Below are 1058 nucleotides of genomic sequence, written 5' to 3' on the forward strand. Positions count from 1 at the left end.
GGGCAGTAAGGGACCACGGGGGCGGCAGAGCCCCCGCCACTGACGGAGGGAGATGCCGGGTGATCGAGCTGGAAGACCTTCCCGAGTTGATCGACCCGGTGATGATCTGCGCCTTCGAGGGCTGGAACGACGCCGGCGACGCGGCCTCCGCCGCGCTCGGGCACCTCGACGAGACCTGGGGCGGCAAGGTGTTCGCCGCGCTCGACGCCGAGGACTACTACGACTTCCAGGTCAACCGGCCCACCATCTGGCTCGACGGCGGGGTCCGCCGGATCACCTGGCCCACCACCCGGCTGTCGGTGGTCCGGGTCACCGAACCGAAGCCACGGGACCTGGTGCTCGTCCGCGGCATCGAGCCCAGCATGCGCTGGCGCTCCTACTGCAACGAACTGCTGGGCTTCGCGCACGAGTTGGGCGTCGAGCTGGTGGTGATCCTGGGCGCGCTGCTCGGCGACACCCCGCACACCCGGCCGGTGCCGGTCTCCGGCGTCACCTCGGACGCCACGGTGGCCCGCTCGCTCGACCTGGAGGAGAGCCGCTACGAGGGCCCCACCGGCATCGTGGGCGTCCTCCAGGAGGCGTGCGCGCACGCCGGCGTCCCCGCGGTGACCTTCTGGGCCGCCGTCCCGCACTACGTCTCGCAGCCGCCCAACCCCAAGGCCACCCTCGCCCTGATCAACAAGGTCGAGGACCTGCTGGACCTGCGCATCCCGCCGGGCGAACTGGCCGACGACGCGCGGGCCTGGCAGCTGGGGGTCGACCAGCTCGCCGCGGAGGACTCCGAAGTCGCGGAGTACGTGCAGCAGTTGGAGGAGGCGCAGGACACCGCGGAGCTGCCGGAGGCGTCCGGGGACGCGATCGCCCGGGAGTTCGAGCGGTACCTGCGGCGGCGGGAGAACCAGGGGCCCAAGGGCGAGAAGCCGATCACGGGGCACGCGACGGAGCGGCCCAAGGACGAGGACGAGGAGTAGGCGCTCTACGCGCAGCGGATCGGCCCGGGGAGGGAGTGCTCTCCTCGGGCCGATCGTGCTGTGGGTGCCCGGTTGCTCGCGCAGTCC

Annotated in this window: 1 protein-coding gene; it reads left to right on the forward strand. The window is 72.1% G+C overall.

Annotated features, from left to right (window positions below):
• The first annotated feature begins 59 nt into the window (after window positions 1-59).
• Window positions 60-971 (forward strand): PAC2 family protein, encoded by a 912-nt coding sequence (locus tag ACFUEL_RS39945; RefSeq protein WP_380243168.1) that lies wholly within the window; start codon window positions 60-62, stop codon window positions 969-971.
• Window positions 972-1058 lie beyond the last annotated feature (87 nt).

This window comes from Kitasatospora sp. NPDC057198 (assembly GCF_042670125.1).
Taxonomy (GTDB): domain Bacteria; phylum Actinomycetota; class Actinomycetes; order Streptomycetales; family Streptomycetaceae; genus Kitasatospora.